13 protein-coding genes are annotated in these 17687 nt (G+C 71.7%); 11 read left to right on the forward strand and 2 right to left on the reverse strand.

Annotation, left to right across the window (positions count from 1 at the left end; translation table 11 throughout):
• The first annotated feature begins 138 nt into the window (after positions 1-138).
• From fdh to ABT001_RS09315, 10 genes are all read left to right on the forward strand, one after another.
• Positions 139-3411: a formate dehydrogenase gene (fdh, locus tag ABT001_RS09270; protein WP_351274636.1), complete on the forward strand. Its 3273-nt coding sequence runs from the start codon at positions 139-141 to the stop codon at positions 3409-3411.
• Positions 3408-4310 carry a 4Fe-4S dicluster domain-containing protein gene (locus ABT001_RS09275; RefSeq protein WP_351274639.1) on the forward strand — a complete coding sequence of 301 codons (903 nt, stop codon included), beginning with the start codon at positions 3408-3410 and terminating at the stop codon, positions 4308-4310. The genes fdh and ABT001_RS09275 overlap by 4 nt, the downstream gene beginning before the upstream one ends.
• Positions 4307-5239, forward strand: coding sequence for an NrfD/PsrC family molybdoenzyme membrane anchor subunit (gene nrfD / locus ABT001_RS09280; RefSeq protein WP_351274642.1), 933 nt, complete (start codon positions 4307-4309; stop codon positions 5237-5239). The genes ABT001_RS09275 and nrfD overlap by 4 nt, the downstream gene beginning before the upstream one ends.
• A 12-nt stretch (positions 5240-5251) precedes the next feature.
• Positions 5252-5647, forward strand: coding sequence for a hypothetical protein (locus ABT001_RS09285; protein WP_351274645.1), 396 nt, complete (start codon positions 5252-5254; stop codon positions 5645-5647).
• Positions 5648-5681: 34 nt separating this feature from the next.
• Positions 5682-6254, forward strand: a complete 573-nt coding sequence (locus ABT001_RS09290) for a 2Fe-2S iron-sulfur cluster-binding protein (protein WP_351274648.1) — start codon at positions 5682-5684, stop codon at positions 6252-6254.
• Complete coding sequence (locus tag ABT001_RS09295) at positions 6251-7246, forward strand: FAD binding domain-containing protein (RefSeq protein WP_351274651.1); 996 nt, start codon at positions 6251-6253, stop codon at positions 7244-7246. The genes ABT001_RS09290 and ABT001_RS09295 overlap by 4 nt, the downstream gene beginning before the upstream one ends.
• A gap of 42 nt (positions 7247-7288) precedes the next feature.
• A complete protein-coding gene (locus tag ABT001_RS09300) occupies positions 7289-9385 on the forward strand; it encodes a xanthine dehydrogenase family protein molybdopterin-binding subunit (RefSeq protein ID WP_351274654.1) in 2097 nt (698 codons plus the stop codon).
• Positions 9386-9531: 146 nt separating this feature from the next.
• Complete coding sequence (locus ABT001_RS09305) at positions 9532-9993, forward strand: ATP-binding protein (RefSeq protein WP_351274657.1); 462 nt, start codon at positions 9532-9534, stop codon at positions 9991-9993.
• 149 nt (positions 9994-10142) lie between these two features.
• A complete protein-coding gene (locus tag ABT001_RS09310) occupies positions 10143-11549 on the forward strand; it encodes an NADP-dependent succinic semialdehyde dehydrogenase (RefSeq protein ID WP_351274660.1) in 1407 nt (468 codons plus the stop codon).
• A 31-nt stretch (positions 11550-11580) separates the two neighbouring features.
• On the forward strand, positions 11581-13968 hold the full coding sequence (locus tag ABT001_RS09315; RefSeq protein WP_351274663.1) for a phosphoketolase family protein: 2388 nt from the start codon (positions 11581-11583) through the stop codon (positions 13966-13968).
• Positions 13969-14066: 98 nt separating this feature from the next.
• On the opposite strand, the gene ABT001_RS09320 is transcribed toward ABT001_RS09315, so the two are convergent.
• Positions 14067-15182, reverse strand: coding sequence for a baeRF3 domain-containing protein (locus ABT001_RS09320; protein ID WP_351274666.1), 1116 nt, complete (start codon positions 15180-15182; stop codon positions 14067-14069).
• A 252-nt stretch (positions 15183-15434) separates the two neighbouring features.
• Between ABT001_RS09320 and glsA the strand changes: the two genes are divergently transcribed.
• Positions 15435-16787, forward strand: a complete 1353-nt coding sequence (glsA, locus tag ABT001_RS09325) for a glutaminase A (protein WP_351274669.1) — start codon at positions 15435-15437, stop codon at positions 16785-16787.
• A 78-nt stretch (positions 16788-16865) separates the two neighbouring features.
• On the opposite strand, the gene ABT001_RS09330 is transcribed toward glsA, so the two are convergent.
• Positions 16866-17678, reverse strand: a complete 813-nt coding sequence (locus ABT001_RS09330) for an endonuclease I family protein (RefSeq protein ID WP_351274672.1) — start codon at positions 17676-17678, stop codon at positions 16866-16868.
• Between the last annotated feature and the right edge of the window lie 9 nt (positions 17679-17687).

Here is a 17687-nt window from a genome sequence, read left to right on the forward strand (position 1 = left end):
CCGACCCGTGCGTGCGCCGGGCCGCTCACCGGGTACGAGGTCGTCGCGGGCCCGCCCGCCCGAGAAGCCGCTCGTGTCGCCGACACGGAGCCGTGGGGTGAGCCTGGAGTCAGTCCCCGGACCGCTGGAGGAAACACGATGGGAGCACGCAACCCGCTCGGCCGCTGGCCCGTGTACCGGCAGCTGACCGGTCGAGACCCTCTGGGCAGAGGGCAGGCGGTCGTCTCGCGGGCGACGGAGGAGACCCGGCCGCGCACCGCCACGGCCGACCGTGTGGTGAAGTCCGTCTGCCCGTACTGCGCGGTGGGCTGCGGCCAGCAGGTGTACGTCAAGGACGACCGGGTCGTGCAGATCGAGGGCGACCCGGACTCGCCGGTCAGCCGTGGCCGACTGTGCCCGAAGGGCTCCTCGACGCTGCAGCTCACCACCGGCCCGTCCCGCCGCCACCAGGTGCTCCACCGGCGCCCGTACGCCACCGACTGGGAGCCGCTCGACCTGGAGACCGCGATGGACATGGTCGCGGACCGTGTCATCGAGACCCGGCGCAGGACCTGGCAGTGGGAACACGAAGGGCTCCGCACGGCACGCACCCTGGGCATCGCCGGTCTTGGCGGAGCCACCCTGGACAACGAAGAGAACTACCTGATCAAGAAGCTCTTCACGGGCCTCGGCATCGTGCAGGTGGAGAACCAGGCACGGGTCTGCCACAGCTCCACCGTGGCCGGCCTCGGTACCTCGTTCGGCCGGGGCGGGGCCACCACCTTCATGCAGGACCTCCAGCACGCCGACTGCGTCATCATCCAGGGGTCGAACTTCGCCGAGGCCCACCCGGTCGGCTTCCAATGGGTGATGGAGGCGAAGGCCCGCGGCGCCCGGATCATCCATGTGGACCCGCGCTTCACCCGCACGAGCGCTCTGTCCGACCTCCACGTGCCCATCCGGGCCGGCAGCGACATCGCGTTCCTCGGCGGCGTCATCAACCACGTGCTCACCGAGGAGAAGGACTTCCGGGAGTACGTCCTCCACTACACGAACGCCGCGACGCTGATCGGCGACGACTTCCTGGACACCGAGGACCTCGACGGTGTCTTCTCCGGCCTGGACGAGGAGCGGGGCCACTACGACCCCCGCTCGTGGCAGTACCGGGACACCGAGGTGCGCGCACCCTCCGGGAACGTGGACGAGCTGCACGAGGACCGGGCCGGGAGCGACGACGCGCGGAGCCGGGTGCACTCCGCGGCGGGCTCCGAGACCCATGGGTCGGGAGGCCCGCGGGCCGAGGCATGGCCACCGCGCGACGAGACCCTGCAGGACCCGAGGTGCGTCTACCAGATCCTCAGACGCCACTACGCGCGCTACACCCCCGAGATGGTCGAGGAGATCACCGGGGTGAGGCGGGAGGTCTTCCTGGAGGTCTGCGACGCGCTCACCTCCAACTCCGGACGTGAGCGGACCACCGCCTTCGCCTACGCAGTGGGCTGGACCCAGCACACCACCGGCGCCCAGTGCATCCGCGCCGCGAGCGTGCTCCAGCTGCTCCTGGGCAACATCGGGCGGCCGGGCGGCGGCATCCAGGCCCTGCGCGGGCACGCGTCGATCCAGGGCTCCAGCGACATCCCCACGCTCTTCAACCTGCTGCCGGGCTATCTGCCGATGCCGCACGCCCACGCCCACGAGAACCTGGACGCCCTCATCCGGGCGAGCCGCACGGACAAGGGCTTCTGGGGTGGTATGCGGGCCTACTTCGTCAGCCTGCTCAAGGCCTACTACGGCGACGCGGCCACTGCCGAGAACGACTTCTGCTTCGACCACCTGCCCCGCCTCACCGGCGCCCACGGCACGTACGAGACGGTGATGGGGCAACTCGAGGGGGAGTGCAAGGGCTACTTCCTCATGGGGGAGAACCCGGCCGTCGGCTCCGCCAACACCCGGCTGCAACGGCTCGGGATGGCCCAGCTCGAGTGGCTGGTCGTCCGCGACTTCTCGCTCATCGAGTCCGCCACCTGGTGGAAGGACGGCCCGGAGACGGAGACCGGGGAGATGACCACCGAGAAGATCGGTACCGAGGTCTTCTTCTTCCCGGCGGCCGCCCACACCGAGAAGTCCGGCTCCTTCACCAACACCAACCGGTGGCTCCAGTGGCACCACGCCGCCGTCGAACCCGAGGGAGACGCCCGCAGCGACCTCTGGTTCACGTACCACCTCGGCCGGCGCATCAAGGAACGGCTCGCGGCCTCCACCGATCCGATGGACCGCGCCGTCCAGGACCTGACCTGGGACTACCCGGTCGACGGGCCGCTCGACGAACCGGTATCGGCAGCGGTCCTGGCCGAGATCAACGGGCACGGCCCGGACGGCGCGCCCCTCTCCGCCTACACCGAGCTCAAGGACGACGGCTCGACCAGGTGCGGCTGCTGGATCTACTGCGGGGTGTACGCGGACGGCGTCAACCAGGCCGCCCGCCGCAGACCCCACACGGAACAGGACTGGGTGGCGGCCGAGTGGGCCTGGGCCTGGCCCGCCAATCGGCGCATCCTCTACAACCGGGCGTCGGCAGCCCCCGACGGCAGCCCCTGGAGCGACCGCAAGGCCTGTGTCTGGTGGGACGAGATCGAGGGCCGGTGGACCGGACACGACGTCCCGGACTTCGTCCCCGACCGAGCGCCCGGCCACGTGCCTCCGCCCGGAGCCGAAGGTCCCGACGCCCTGCGCGGGGACGACCCGTTCATCATGCAGGCCGACGGCAAGGGCTGGCTCTACGCCCCCTCCGGCCTGGAGGACGGCCCGCTCCCCACGCACTACGAGCCGCAGGACTCGCCTTTCACCAACGCGCTCCACCCCTCGCGCTCCCGCTCACCCGTCAGGAAACTGCACCCCCGCGAGGGCAACCGCTACCACCCGAGCGGCGACGAACCGGGCGCGGACGTGTATCCGTACGTCGTCACCACCCACCGCCTCACCGAGCACTTCACGGCGGGAGGGATGAGCCGCTGGTCCTCCTATCTGTCCGAGCTGCAACCGGAGTTCTTCTGCGAGGTGTCGCCGCAGCTCGCGCAGGAGAGAGGTCTTGAGCACGGCGGCTGGGCGACGATCGTCACGGCCCGCAACGCCGTCGAGGCCCGCGTCCTGGTGACCCGCCGCATCACACCCCTGACCGTCCGGGGCCGCACCGTGCACCAGATCGGTCTGCCCTTCCACTGGGGTCCCAACGGGATCACGACCGGTGACGCGGCCAACGAGCTGGTGGCCATCGCGCTCGACCCCAACGCCCTGATCCAGGAGGACAAGGCGCTCACCGCCGACATCCGGCCCGGGCGCAGGCCCAGGGGCCCCGCACTGCCCGAACTCGTCGCGGACTACCGCCGCCGGGCCGGGATCACGGAGACGACCGGAACGCAGGAGACGACGTGAAGGACAATCTCTTCAGCGGGCCCGAGCCCGACCCCGCGGGCGACGCCGGACACGAGAACGCCCCTCCGCGCGTCGGGTTCTTCACCGACACCTCCGTCTGCATCGGCTGCAAGGCGTGCGAGGTCGCCTGCAAGGAATGGAACGCCCTCCCCGAGGACGGGCTCTCACTGACCGGGATGTCCTACGACAACACCGGCGGACTGGGCGCCTCCACCTGGCGGCACGTCGCCTTCATCGAACAGCCCGTACCCGCAGGGCGTACGGAACTGCCGCTCGCCGACACGGACCCCGGGAAGGCGGAGGACACCTCCGGGGTCCGGTGGCTGATGTCCTCGGACGTCTGCAAGCACTGCACCCATGCCGCCTGCCTGGACGTCTGTCCGACCGGATCACTCTTCCGCACGGAGTTCGGCACGGTCGTCGTCCAGGAAGACATCTGCAACGGCTGCGGATACTGCGTGCCCGCCTGCCCGTACGGCGTGATCGAGCAACGCCCCAAGGACGGAAGGGCGTTCAAATGCACCATGTGCTACGACCGCCTCGGCGCCGGCCAGGAACCCGCGTGCGCCAAGGCGTGCCCCACCGAGTCCATCCGCTTCGGCCCGCTCGACGAACTGCGCGAGCGCGCGGCGCTGCGGGTGGAGCAGCTCCACGAAGCCGGCGTCACCGAGGCCCGGCTGTACGGCCACGAACCGGACAACGGCGTCGGCGGGGACGGCGCGTTCTTCCTGCTCCTGGACGAACCCGAGGTGTACGGACTGCCCCCGCACCCCGTCGTCACCACCCGGGACCTGCCGGCCATGTGGCGTCACGCGGGCATCGCCGCCCTGTCGCTGGTCACGGGCGCCGCCCTGTCCTTCGCGCTTCCCGTACTCACCCGAAGGAGTGGCCGGACATGACGACCAGCCCGCCCAGGAGAACGGCCGGCCACGAGGAGCTCGCCTCGTACTACGGTCGGCCCGTCATCAAGCCGCCGTCATGGTCCGCCCAGGACATCGCCGGGTACTTCTTCCTCGGCGGACTGGCCGGCGCCGGCTCCGTCCTCGCCGCCGGGGCCCATCTGACCGGCCGCGGCACCACGGCCACCGCGTTGAAGGTCTCCTCGCTCGCCGCCGTCAGCCTCTCCGCGGCCGCACTCGTCCACGACCTCGGCCGCCCCTCACGGTTCGCCCACATGCTGCGCGTCTTCAAGCCGACCTCTCCGATGAGCATGGGCTCCTGGCTGCTCTCCGGCTACGGTCCCGCCGCAGGGGCGGCCGCCCTCACCGCGGTGAGCGGCCGGCTGCCCAGGACCGGTGCCGCGGCCACCACGGCCGCCGCGGTGCTGGGCCCCGCCCTGGCGACGTACACCGCGGTCCTGGCCGCCGACACCGCCGTGCCCGCATGGCACGGGGCACACCGTGAACTCCCCTACCTCTTCGGGGCGTCGGCCACGGCCGCCGCCGCCGGCATGGCCCTGGTCGCCGGGCCCGTCCACGAGAACGCCCCGGCCCGGTACGCCTGCGCGCTCGCCGCCGTCGCCGACGGCGCCGCGAGCCGTGCGGTGGAACGGCGCCTCGGGTCCGTCGCGGTGACCTACCGCGAGGGCCGTGCCGGGACGCTGATGCGCGCGGCACGCGGGCTCACCGGGGCAGGGGCGGCGGTGGCCCTCCTTCTCGGACCCCGCAGCCGGCCCGCCGCCGTCGGCGCGGGCCTCGCGCTCCTCGCGGGATCGGCCTGCACGCGCTTCGGGGTCTTCGCGGCGGGCATCGCCTCCGCCGAGGACCCCGCCCACACGGTCGGCCCCCAGCGTGAGGCCGCCGAGCAGCGCTCCCAGCGCTCACAGTGAAAGGAATCCAGGGTGAACAGCACGCAGGAACAGACAGAGGAACACCAGGAGAGCGGCGACGTCGTGGTGGCGGTGACCGGCTGCCCGAAGGAGGATGCGCGCACCGTGTTCGACGTACTGCGCCGCTCGTTCGTCTCCGACCGCCCGGCGAGCGACACCCCGGAGGACGCGTCGGACACCCGCCCCACCGTGTGGACGGCGACCGTCGACGTCTCGGAGACGAAAGCCGGTCCAGGGCCCGCGCGGCTCTCCGCACCGGTGATGGTCGAGGCGCAGGGGGGCTACTGGGCGGTCGACCGTCTCCGTAAGCACCTGGCGGACGCCTTCACCGTCCGGCTCGTCGGAACAGCGGCGGGCGACCAGGAACAGGAGATCCGGCTGCGGCTGGAGAGCCACCGCCCCGCATGACGACCGCACGCCCCGACCCGGAAGGTACGCGTACATGGATGCCACCCCTGGGACCGTCGACCCGGAAGCGGCACGGGCGCCGTCGCCCGCCGACAGCTCCACCTTCACCCTGCACGTCAACGGCACGGCACGGAGTCTGACACTGGACCACCGCACCACCGTGCTGGACGCGCTCCGCGAGCACCTCGGACTCACCGGCGCCAAGAAGGGCTGCGACCACGGCCAGTGCGGAGCCTGCACCGTCCTGGTCGACGGCCGACGGGCCAACAGCTGTCTGCTGCTGGCAGTCGCCCAGCAGGACGCTCACATCACCACCGTCGAAGGGCTGGCCGACGGCGACCGGCTGCATCCGCTCCAGTCCGCCTTCCTGGAGAGGGACGCGCTCCAGTGCGGCTACTGCACCCCGGGTCAGATCTGCTCGGCGGCCGGCATGCTCGGTGAGGCCAAGGACGGTTTCCCCTCGCACGTCACCCCGCGGGCGGCACTCGTCGCCGGAGGGCAGGTGCCGCTCGACGCCGACGAGATCCGCGAACGGATGAGCGGCAACCTCTGCAGGTGCGGCGCCTATCCGCACATCGTCGAAGCCATCGAGGACGTGGCCCCGTGAAACCCTTCGCCTATCTGCGCCCCGCCACCGTGGCCGAGGCCGTCCGGGCCGGCGCCGGGCACCCCGGAGCACGCTTCCTCGGCGGCGGCACCAACCTCGTCGACCTGATGAAGCTCGGGGTGGAGTCACCCGGCCTGATCGTCGATCTCGGCCGGCTCCCGCTGGACCGGGTGACACGGACGGACGACGGCGGCCTCCGGATCGGCGCGACCGTACGCAACAGCGATCTCGCCGCCCACCCCGACGTACGGAGCGGCTGGCCGGCCCTGTCGCAGGCGCTGCTGGCCGGTGCGTCCGGGCAGCTCCGCAACACCGCCACCACCGGCGGGAACCTGCTCCAGCGCACCCGGTGCCCGTACTTCCAGGACGTCACCAAGCCCTGCAACAAGCGGTCTCCCGGCTCGGGCTGCCCGGCGCGGGAAGGAGCGCACCGAGATCTCGCGGTGCTCGGCCACTCGCAGGACTGCGTCGCCACCAACCCGTCCGACATGGCGGTCGCCCTCGCGGCACTCGACGCCGTCGTCCGACTGCACGGGCCCGAGGGGGAGCGGATCGTGTCCGTCACCGACTTCCACCGACTGCCCGGCGACAACCCCGACCAGGACACGGTGATCCGCCCGGGCGAGCTGATCACCGACGTGGTGTTGCCGCCGTCCCCCACCGGGGCAGTCTCGCTGTACCGCAAGGCCCGGGACCGTGCCTCGTACGCCTTCGCACTGGCCTCCGTCGCCGTCGTGGTGAGCGTGCGCGACGGCCATGTGGAACGGGCGTCGCTCGCCTTCGGCGGGCTCGCGCACCGGCCGTGGCGAGCCCGGGTGGCCGAGGACGTGCTGCGCGGGGCTCCCGCGACCGAGGACACCTTCGCGCGTGCGGTGGACGCCGAACTCGCGGCGGCCAGGCCCCTGCGCGACAACGGTTTCAAGGTGGACCTGGCCCGTCGGCTGGCCGTCGGTGCCCTGACCGGTCTCACCACCCGGGCGGCGTCCGCCTGATCCCGTCCCACGGCACATCCCGACGAACCGAGGAATTCCGTCATGAGCGACTCCCCCCATGCACTGGGCGCGCCCGTAGTACGCCGCGACGGCCGGGACAAGATCACCGGCGCCGCCCGCTACGCGGCGGAACACACCACGCCAGGCTCTCTGTACGGCTGGATCGTCCCCGCCACCGTCGCGAGCGGGCGGATCACGGCGATCCGTACCGCCGACGCGCTCGCTGTACCCGGGGTGCGCACCGTGCTGACCCACCACAACGCGCCACGGCTGAAGGAGCCCGACGACCCGATCCTCGCCGTGCTCCAGGACGACCGGGTGCCGCACCGCGGCTGGCCCGTCGCCCTCGTCGTCGCCGAGAGCCTGGAGTCCGCGCGGGCCGGCGCGGAGGCCGTGCACGTCGAGTACGCCACCACCGGGCACGACGTCGTCCTCACCGCGGGCCACCCCGGCCTCTACACCCCCGAGGAGGCGAACGGTGGCCACCCGGCCCTGCGTGAACGCGGCGACACCCTGAGCGCGTTCGACGCCGCACCCGTCCGGATCGACGCCACCTACGCGCTGCGGGGGCTGCACAACCACCCCATGGAGCCGCACGCATCCACCGCCCGGTGGGCCGACGGACACCTCACCGTCCACGACTCCAGCCAGGGATCGACCGCCGTCCGCGACGGTCTCGCCCAGGCCCTCGGGATCGACCGGGACACCGTCACCGTGATCTCCGAGCACGTCGGCGGCGGCTTCGGTTCCAAGGGCACCCCGCGTCCCCAGGCCGTACTGGCCGCGATGGCCGCACGGCACACCGGGTGTCCGGTCCAGCTCGCCCTGGTCCGGCGGTCCATGGCGGCGGTCGTCGGGCACCGCGCACCCACCCTGCAGCGAGTGCGTCTGGGTTCCGACCGGGAGGGGGTCCTCACCACCGTCTCCCACGAGATCGTCACGCACACCTCCCGGATCAAGGAGTTCGTCGAGCAGGCAGCCGTGCCCGCCCGCGTCATGTACGCCTCTCCCCACAGCCGCACCGAGCACCGGGTGGTGGCGCTCGACGTGCCCAGCCCGTCCTGGATGCGCGCGCCGGGGGAGGCCTCGGGCATGTACGCGCTGGAGTCGGCCATGGACGAACTGGCCTGCGCTCTCGGCATCGACCCGGTCGAGCTCAGACTGCGCAACGAACCCCGGACCGAACCCGACAGCGGGCGGCCGTTCAGCAGCCGCAACCTCGCGGCCTGCCTGACCGAGGGGGCCCGGCGCTTCGGCTGGGCCGACCGGGACCCGCAGCCCGCCGCTCGTGAGGAGGGACCCTGGCTGCTCGGCACCGGCGTCGCCTCGGCGACGTACCCCGTACTCGTCTCCAGGTCGGCGGCCTCCGCGCAGGCCGCTCCGGACGGCACCTACCGTGTCGGTGTCAACGCCACCGACATCGGCACCGGCGCCCGCACCGTCCTCGCCCAGATCGCCGCCTCGGTCCTGGACACGCGCCTGGAGAACGTGACGCTCGACATCGGCAGCAGCGACCTGCCCGTCGCGCCCGTCGCGGGCGGTTCCGCGGGCACCGCCTCCTGGGGCTCCGCCGTGCACAAGGCCACCGGCGCCCTGGTGCGACGGCTCGCCGAGCACACCGGACCGCTGCCACCGGAGGGCATCACCGTCACCGCCGACACCGGCGAGGAGACGGCACAGGAGTCCCCGTACGCACGGCACGCCTTCGGCGCACACTTCGCCGAGGTCGCGGTCGACTCCCTCACCGGCGAGGTAAGGGTCCGCAGGCTGCTCGGCATGTACGCAGCCGGACGCATCCTCAACCCTCGTACGGCGCGCTCCCAGTTCATCGGCGGCATGGTCATGGGCCTCGGCATGGCCCTCACCGAGGGCAGCACCATGGACCCGGCCTTCGGTGACTTCACCGAGAGCGACCTGGCCTCCTACCACGTGCCGTCCTGCGCGGACGTCCCCGACGTCCAGGCACACTGGATCGACGAGCACGACCCGCATCTCAACCCGATGGGCAGCAAGGGCATCGGCGAGATCGGCATCGTCGGGACCGCGGCCGCCATCGGGAACGCCGTGCGGCACGCCACCGGCGCCCGGCTGCGCGAACTCCCCCTGACCCCGGACAAGCTCCTGCCCTACCTGCCGTGACGCCCGGCCCTCTCGGTTGCGCGACCGGCCCCCTCGGGCCACCCTGATGAGTGACCCAGAAGTTATTACTGCTCACGCTTCGTGTTCGGGGGTCGTTGGTTCAAACGGGGTGAAGCACGTGGGCCTCGCGGTGAGGAGCCTCGACGATGACCGTTCCACTCGACCGGCACTATCAGGTCGAACTGCAGGTGTCGGCAGAGCGCATTTCCCAGGTGGGGCGCATAGTCGCCGCGCACCTTCGTCACTGGAGTCTCGAACTGCACGTCCGGCCTGTGTGCCGGGCCGCGGAGGAGCTCCTGACGAACGTCCAGCGACACGTCGGCGACGACAGCGAGTGCGTCGTCGAGCTCCGCTGGACCGGCCGGCACCTGACGGTGTCCGTGGCCGACAACGATTCCCGGATGCCCCGGCTGCTCGACGGCGGTGGCGGCGGGCTCAGCCGCGTCATGGCCCTGAGCGACAGCTGGGGTACCTGCCGGACCGGCGACGGCAAGGTCGTGTGGTTCACACGCTACGCCGAGACGCCGCACACCGTGGGACTGCTCCCCGAGACACCGCTCCCCGGCGGCCGTACGTTCCTCAGCAGCCCGGCGGCCGAACTCGTGTGACGAACAGCCCGGTGCCGGCCCGGCCGGTGCGGACGGTGTGCCCAGGGCACGCATGATCCGCGCCGACCGGGTACGCGTGCGTGAAGGGCCGCGCTGCGCGCGGCGGCGTGGCGCGGCACGGTCGGAGAACAATGCAAGGAGGCACTCCCATGCCCATCGCGACGGTCGACCCCGCGAACGGCGAGACGCTCAGGACATTCGACGCACTGGACGGTGAGGAGACGGAACGCAGGCTCGCCGCCGCGCACCGGGCGTTCCGCGCCTACCGCACCACGGAATTCGCCGAGCGTGCCCGTTGGCTGAACCGGGCCGCCGATCTCCTCGACGAGGACCAGCAGGACATCGCCCGGACCATGACCACCGAAATGGGCAAGCCGGTCAAGGCCGCCCGCGCCGAGGCCGCCAAGTGCGCCAAGGCGATGCGCTGGTACGCCGAGAACGCCGAACGGCTGCTCGCCGACGAGCACCCCGACGACACCGACGTCAAGGACTCCGGCGCCTCCCACGCCCGGGTCCACTACCGGCCGCTGGGCGTCGTGCTCGCCGTGATGCCGTGGAACTTCCCGCTCTGGCAGGTCATGCGCTTCGCGGCACCCGCCCTCATGGCGGGCAACACCGGCCTGCTCAAGCACGCCTCGAACGTGCCACAGACCGCTCTCTACATCGAGGACCTGTTCGCCAGGGCGGGGTTCCCCGCCGGCTGCTTCCAGACCCTCCTCATCGGTTCGGGCGCCGTCGAGGCGATCCTGCGCGACCCGAGGGTCGCCGCGGCCACGCTCACCGGCAGCGAGCCGGCCGGCCGTGCGGTCGCCTCCGTCGCGGGCGACGAGGTGAAGAAGACCGTGCTGGAACTCGGCGGCAGCGACCCCTTCGTCGTCCTGCCCTCGGCGGACGTCGGGAAGGCCGCCGGGACCGCGGTGACCGCCCGCGTCCAGAACAACGGCCAGTCCTGCATCGCCGCCAAGCGCTTCATCGTCCACGAGGACGTGTACGACGCGTTCACCGAGCGGTTCACGGCGGGAATGCGGGCCCTGACCGTCGGCGACCCGCAGCAGGAGACCACCGACGTGGGACCGCTCTCCAGCGAACAGGGCCGCGCCGACCTGGAGGAACTCGTCGAGGACGCCCTCGGGAAGGGCGCCACCGCGCTGTGCGGGGGCCGACGGCCCGAGGGGCTGGACCGTGGCTGGTTCTACGAGCCCACGGTTCTCACCGGGGTCACCCCGGACATGCGCATCCACCGGGAGGAGACCTTCGGCCCGGTGGCGACGCTCTACCGTGCGGCGGACCTGGACGAGGCACTGGAAATCGCCAACGACACACCGTTCGGGCTGAGTTCCAACGTCTGGACACGCGACGAGGGGGAGATGGACCGCTGTGTGCGTGACCTGGATGCCGGCGGGGTCTTCTTCAACGGAATGACGGCCTCCCACCCCGCACTGCCGTTCGGCGGGGTGAAGCGCTCCGGCTACGGGCGGGAGCTGGCGGGGCACGGCATCCGCGAGTTCTGCAACGCCACGACGGTCTGGTACGGCCCCGGCCCGGACACCGCCTAGCCATGCCCCAGGGACCCCAGGGAGACGTCTCATGACCGACGCCCGCACACCGTCCGGGGCATCCGCCCTGTCCGACACCGAGATCTCGGCACTCGACGCGCACTGGCGTGCCGCCAACTACCTGGCGGTCGGCCAGATCTATCTGATGGCCAACCCGCTCCTGGAGGAGCCGCTGGCCCCCGAGCACATCAAACCGCGGTTGCTCGGCCACTGGGGCACCTCACCCGGGCTGAACCTCGTCCACACCCACCTCAACCGGGTCGTCAAGGAACGGAACCGGAAGGTGCTCTGCGTCTGGGGGCCCGGGCACGGCGGCCCCGCCGTCCTGGCCAACTCCTGGCTGGAGGGCAGCTATGCGGAGACGTATCCGGACGTCAGCCGCGACCGTGCCGGAATGGCGGCCCTGTTCAGGCAGTTCTCCTTCCCTGGTGGTGTGCCCAGCCACGTCGCCCCGGAGACCCCGGGCTCCATCCACGAGGGCGGCGAGCTGGGATACGCGCTCGCCCACGCCTACGGAGCGGCCTTCGACCACCCCGAGCTGCTGGTCGCCTGCGTCGTCGGGGACGGGGAGGCGGAGACGGGGCCGCTGGCCGCGTCGTGGCACTCCGACAAGTTCCTCGATCCCGTGCACGACGGGGCCGTCCTGCCCATCCTCCACCTCAACGGTTACAAGATCGCGAACCCGACGGTGCTCGCCCGGCTGCCCGAAGGAGAACTCGACGCACTCCTGCGCGGGTACGGTCACGATCCCCTCTACGTCGAAGGGGACGAGCCCGCCACGGTCCACCGTGCGCTGGCCGCCGCCATGGACCTCGCCGTGGACCGCGTCGAGGAGTACCAGCACACCGCCCGTACCGAGGGCGCGTCCGCACGCCCCCGCTGGCCCATGATCGTCCTGCGTACGCCCAAGGGCTGGACCGGACCCGAGGCTGTGGACGGCCTCCCCGTCGAGAACACCTGGCGTGCCCACCAGGTCCCGCTGCCCGGGGTCAGGGACGACCCCGATCACCTGCGCATGCTCGAGCAGTGGATGCGCTCCTACCGGCCGCAGGAACTCTTCGACGCGGAGGGCCGGCCCACCGCCCAGGTCCTGGACTGTGTCCCCGAGGGCGCCGCCCGGCTCGGCTCGACGCCGTACGCCAACGGCGGGCTGCTCCTGCGGGATCTGCCGCTCCCTCCTCTGGAGGACCACGCGGTCAGGGTCGACAGGCCGGGGACCGTCCTGCACGAGCCCACCCGGGTGCTGGGCGGCCTGCTCGCGGACGTCATGGCGGCCACCGCTGAGCGCAGGAACTTCCGTGTGGTGGGACCCGACGAGACCGAGTCCAACCGCCTGGGCGCGCTCTACGGGGCCACCGGCAAGGCATGGCAGGCGGAGATCCTCCCGACCGACGAGCACCTGGCACGCGACGGCCGGGTGATGGAGGTGCTCTCCGAACACCTCTGCCAGGGCTGGCTGGAGGGGTATCTCCTCACCGGGCGGCACGGGTTCTTCTCCTCGTACGAGGCATTCGCCCACATCGTCGACTCGATGGTCAACCAGCACATCAAGTGGCTGCGCACCTCGCGTCGGCTGCACTGGCGGGCGCCCATCGCCTCGCTGAACTACCTGCTCACCTCGCACGTCTGGCGCCAGGACCACAACGGCTTCTCGCACCAGGACCCCGGCTTCGTCGACCACATCCTCAACAAGAGCCCCGAGGTCGTCCGGGTCTACCTGCCGCCGGACGCCAACACGCTGCTGTCCACCGCCGACCACGTGCTGCGCAGCCGCGACTACGTCAACGTGATCGTGGCCGGCAAGCAGCCCGGCTTCGACTGGCTCACGCTCGACGAGGCCCGCGCGCACTGCGCCCGGGGGGCCGGGGTGTGGGAATGGGCCGGTACCGAGGACGGCAGCCGCGAGCCCGACGTCGTGCTGGCCTGCGCCGGAGACGTACCCACCCTGGAGGTCATGGCCGCGGCAGGCCTGCTGCGGCGTCATCTCCCGGAGCTCGCCGTGCGCGTGGTCAACGTGGTCGACATGACCCGGCTGCTGCCTCACGAGGAGCACCCGCACGGGATGCCGGACGCGGAGTACGACTCCCTCTTCACCCGGGACAAGCCGGTGATCTTCGCCTACCACGGCTATCCCTGGCTGGTGCACCGCCTCGCCTACCGGCGCGCGGGACACGCGCACCTCCACGTCCGGGGCTACAAGGAGGAGGGGACCACCACCACGCCGTTCGACATGGTGGTCCGCAACGACCTGGACCGCTACCGGCTGGTCATGGACGTGGTCGACCGGGTGCCCGGTCTGGGCGTACGCGCTGTCGCCGTCCGGCAGGCCATGGCGGACGCCCGCACCCGGCACCACGACTGGATCCGGGAACACGGCACGGACCTGCCCGAGGTGGCCGACTGGACCTGGGAGGGGTGACTCCTCCGTACCACCAGCTCCGGCCGGCCTGCTGAGTCGCGGGCCGGCCGGAGGGGGTGGGCGCCGGTGGTCCTGCCGTGGCGGGCGGGACCTCGCGGTCAGAAGCGCAGAGCCGCCGCGATCCGGCCGTGGCCGGCGAGGGAGTCGTCGGCGACGAACACCGCCTCGCCACCGTTGTCCAGCACCGTCTCGATGAGCTCGTCCACGATGTCCTCGCGGATCCCGTCCTCCTCCGGCGCCACGTCCGCCGGGTCCACGGCCTGAAGGTGGTTGTCGGTGACCCGGACCACCTGCTGGAAGTGCTCCTCGACGGCGACGACGGCCACCCGGCCTTCCCGGGCGGCTGCCCAGACCTCGTCGAGGCCGCCCGTGAAGGACTTGGCGCCGCGGGCGGTGTCGAGCCTGTCCAGGACGGCCGCGTCGGCCTGCTCGCGCCAGTCGTCCCTCGCCGCCTCCAGTTCCTTGGCCAGCTCGGGCGCGGTCGTTTCCGCCGTCGTTCCCTTCGGGACCTTGCAGGCGGCCGACTTGGCGCATTCTCCGACGTCCTCGAGCAACGAGAGCGCCTGCGGCAGTCCGACCAGGAACAGCGGCCGGGGGTCTGCCGTGAGTACGCCGCGTAGGCTGCTGTCCACCGTGCGGAAGAAGCTGCGGGTGTCCTCGCTGGAGTAGATGCTCGGAGCCCCGCCGCTCCGCGCCTGACGCTCCGGGTCGAAGTTCTCGTGCGGCGGGCTCAGGGGGAATCCGCCCCGCTCCTCCGCGCGCAGCGACTCGTTCGTCCCCGACCAGAGTGCGGCGTGCTCGGCGGAAACGCCGAGGACCCAGAAGAGACGCGCCCCCGCCTTGGCCGCGACGAGATTCCGCGTGAGGTAGGAGTCGCTCAGGACGACGCGCTCGGGCGCTGTGCGCGGCAGCTGCCAGATCTGGTACTCCTCCGTGTCGGCCAGGATCACCAGTGAGTCCAGGGCGCGTCGCTGGTCGATGTCGGCGACCGCGCGGTCCAGCTGAGCCCTCACGGCCTTCTGGGCCTCGCGGGACACCTGGGGATCGGCGTCCAGACGGTTGCCTGCCTCGGCCACGAGATTCCGCAGCCGCACGGCGTCCTGGGCGTTCTCGGGTGCTCCGCGGTGGGTCGGCATCGTCAGGGACAGGGCCGGACCGGGCCTGGCCGCGCGAAGCTTCCGCAGCAGGCCGGGCGTCAGGGCATCCGTATCCATCGTTCCCTCCCGGAGGGGTTCGGGGTCCTCGGTGCTGGAGCCGCCCTTGGCGCAGGACGGGGCATTCGACGAGTCAATTCATACCTTTTGATCCTAGTATGGGCGAATTATTCACTTGCTTTTCGGAGGTGCCTGCGATGTCCACGCTCACCGTGTGGAAGTTCCGGACCGCCGACGAGGCGGGATGACGGCGGAGGGGCCGCTCATCGAGGGGGCGGCGGGAGGGGCCGTACGGCGGCGGGCGGATCCTCGGTGAGCGCGTCCGAGGCCGTCACGGACGCGCTGCGCGAACTCCACGGACGCTTCGCCGGCCTGCGGGAGGGCCGACGGGCCGACTACATCCCGGAGTTGGCCAGGTCGGAGCCCGACGACTTCGGGCTCGCCCTCGTCAGTATGGACGGGCACTCCTACAGCGCGGGCGCGGCGGACACCCCCTTCACCCTGCAGTCCGTGTCCAAGCCCTTCGTCTACGCCCTCGCGCTGGCCTCCCACGGCCTCGACGAGGTGGGCCGCTGGGTGGGTGCCGAACCGAGCGGTGAGGCGTTCAACGCCATCAGCCTGGAACCCGGCACCGGGCGGCCGGCCAACGCGATGGTCAACGCCGGCGCCATCGTCACCACCGCCCTGGTCCCCGACACCCGGGCGGTTCCCGCGTTCCAGCGCATCCTGGCCTGCCTGAGCCGCTTCGCCGGGCGGAAGCTCGACGTCGACGAGGACGTGTACACCTCGGAGGCCGCCACGGGGGACCGCAACCGGGCCCTCGCCTACCTGATCCGCAGCGCCGGGACCCTGCCCGCCGATCCGGTGGCCGCGGTGGACACCTACTTCCGCCAGTGCGCGGTGCGGGCCACCGCCGTCGATCTCGCCGTGATGGCCGCCACCTTGGCGCACGGCGGGGTCAATCCGGTCACCGGGGAGAAGGTGGTCACCCCGGAAGTCGCGGCTCAGGTCCTCGCGGTCATGGCGACCTGCGGGATGTACGACGCTTCCGGCGACTGGCTGCTGAGGGTCGGGCTGCCTGCCAAGAGCGGTGTGTCGGGCGGTCTGATCGCCGCCGGGCCCGCCCGCTTCGGTCTGGCCTCCTACAGCCCGCTCCTGGACGGGGCGGGCACCTCGGTACGCGGTCACGCCGCACTCGGCGCGCTCTCGGAACGCCTGGGGCTGCACCTCATGAGGAACCCCGCGCTGCCCGGTTCCACCGTCACGCTGGTCACCACGGCCGATGTGCTGCCCTCGGCCCCGTCCGGCAGACGGGAGCGTGCCCTGCGTGAACGCGTGGGTGTCGTCGCGGCCCAGGGCGCCCTCGACTTCACCGCTGCCGAGCGTGTGCTGTACGCCCTGGACGAGTCCGGGCCGGAGCGGACGGGGTCGGTGGTGCTCGACCTGCGTGAGGTGACCGGCGCGGACGCCCTCGCCGTCGCGCTGCTGCACGCCGGGCTGTCCCGGCTCGCCCGGGAAGGGCGGCGTGCGGCCGTCGTCGATCCGGGCGCCCGGCTGGGACCGCCGGACCTGGTCAGGGAACGGACCGGCCAGGACCTGCCGCGCTTCGCCTCACGGGAGGAGGCCGCGGAACACTGCGCGCAGGCCATGGCCGGACCAGGGTGACCACCTGTCGTGGAGCAGGCCGGAGGTCACATCGGCCTGCCGTCCTCCTCGCGCGTGGGAGGCGTCACCGGCGGGTCTCTACCAGATGGCCTCGACCCACTCCGGGTGGTCTATGAACGGATTCCGGTTGTGCTGGTACCGATCGAATATGACCTCGTTGCGGTTCTGCTCGAAGCTGTCCGGCGGGTCCTCCTGGTTCCACTGCTTCAGGACGGAGAGCCGCCCGATGTTGGGCGCCGAACCGTTGCTCACGCTGTCGTTCGGCTCCAGGTCGGCGAAGGAGTCGCCGCCCTCGTACCGCACCGCCATGTAGAGGATCATCCGGGCGACGTCACCCTTGACCGCGTCACGCGGTTCGAAGGAGTCGCCGTCGGTGTAGTTGCCGGGTGCGCCCGAGACGCTGCTGCCGCCGTTGTCGAAGTCCTTGTTGCCGCGGGTGGAGTTGACCTGGACGTCCTCGGGGCGCAGGTGGTGGATGTCGGTCCCGGGGCCGGTCGCGGTGCCGAAGTCGCCGTGGGACTTCGCCCAGACGTGTTCCCGGTTCCAGTCGCCGACGTCGCCCCCGTTCTCGCTCTTGGACTGCGAGCGGCCGGTGTAGAGGAGGATCACGTTGGAGGAGTCGGCGGGGTCCTCGTCGGTCGCCTTGAGCGCGTCCCAGACCTGGCTGTAGGAGAGCGTGGTCTGGTCGCTGATGATCGTGTGCAGCGAGCTCTTCAGGGCGGTGCCCGTCTTGCCCAGGGCGTCCTGGTAGTAGGCGTCGTCGAGAGCGGCGGGGGACCCCGCGGCCGTGGGAGTGGCGGCGGGCGCGGCGGAGGCGACGCCTGCGAGTACGACGACCGAGGCGGCCGCCGCTAGTAGTGGACGCGCGTAGAAACGGCGACGACTGGACATGTGGGGTGT

It is taken from the genome of Streptomyces sp. NPDC002793 (assembly GCF_040295485.1).
Taxonomy (GTDB): domain Bacteria; phylum Actinomycetota; class Actinomycetes; order Streptomycetales; family Streptomycetaceae; genus Streptomyces.